Below are 1,143 nucleotides of genomic sequence, written 5' to 3'. Positions count from 1 at the left end.
AGGACCTCCGCGTTCGCCTTTACCTCGCCGCTGCGTTGCTTTGCGCGCTCGTCACCGCGTGTTCCCGGCCTGCGGAACCCTGGCGCCTCACCGATGTGAGCGGCCACCTGCCCGACCTGTCGTTCTCCCTCGTCGACGATAGCGGGCGCGCCGTTAGCGGCCAGTCGTTCGAAGGCCGCGCGGCACTCATCTACTTCGGCTATACGCATTGCCCGGACGTGTGTCCCGAAACGATCGCGCGGCTCATGCAGGTGCTGCAACTGATCGGCGCAGACGCCAATCGTGCGCAAATCGTCTTCATCACCGTCGATCCCGCCCGCGACACGCCCGCCGCGCTGCATTCATACGTGCGCGCGTTCGACGCACGGCATGCGGTCGGCCTGACGGGTTCGGATCGCGCGATCGAATCGCTGGCGAAGCGTTATCGCGTGGCCTACCAGGCGGAGAAGCGCGACCCCGACGGCTCGTACGAAGTCACGCACAGTTCGGCGGTGTATATCTTCGACGCGCAAGGCCACGCGCGCCTGCTTGCCACCGACAACGATTCCGTCGACGCCATCGCGCACGATCTGCGACGCGTCATCGATCCGACCCAGTCATGATGGAGGCGATCGCCTACTGGCTCGAACCGTGGGAGCCGTCACCGACCGTCGTGGCGGCCGTCCTGATTGCAGCGGTTCTGTTTACACGCGGCGCGCGACACGCAAGAATGTCGTTAGCACGTCGGGCCGCGTTCTGGCTCGGTCTCGCGGGAATCTATATTGCGTTGCACACGCGGCTCGACTACTACTTCGAGCATGAATTCTTCATGCATCGATTGCAGCATCTCGTGCTGCATCACGTCGGGCCATTCCTGATCGCGCTGTCGTATCCGGGCGCCGCGTTGCGCTCGGGCATCCCGTTCAACTGGCGCCAGCGCTGGATGCGTCCCGCGATGAGCACGAGAGTGGTGCGCGTCACGCTCGATGTGCTGTTCAATCCGGTGGTCGCGGTGACGCTCTTTGTCGGGCTGATCTACTTCTGGCTACTCTCGCCGATCCACTTCAAGGCGATGCTCGATTACCGGCTGTATCGCGTGATGAACTGGAGCATGGTGATCGACGGCCTGCTCTTCTGGTGGCTCGTGCTCGATTCCCGTCCTGC

The 1,143-nt window shown here is 63.7% G+C and carries 2 protein-coding genes; both read left to right on the top strand.

Annotated features, from left to right (window positions below; all coding sequences use genetic code 11):
• Positions 1-35 precede the first annotated feature (35 nt).
• Complete coding sequence (locus AWB68_RS45245; RefSeq protein ID WP_087650490.1) at positions 36-602, top strand: SCO family protein; 567 nt, start codon at positions 36-38, stop codon at positions 600-602.
• Positions 602-1,143, top strand: a 542-nt coding sequence (locus AWB68_RS45240) for a cytochrome c oxidase assembly protein (RefSeq protein ID WP_143282074.1), incomplete at its 3' end; no start/stop codon positions are given. The genes AWB68_RS45245 and AWB68_RS45240, both read left to right, overlap by 1 nt.

The sequence above is a fragment of the Caballeronia choica genome, from assembly GCF_001544535.1.
GTDB lineage: Bacteria > Pseudomonadota > Gammaproteobacteria > Burkholderiales > Burkholderiaceae > Caballeronia > Caballeronia choica.
Note: the sequence above shows the minus strand (reverse complement) of the source record. Positions and strands in the feature narration are given on the sequence as shown.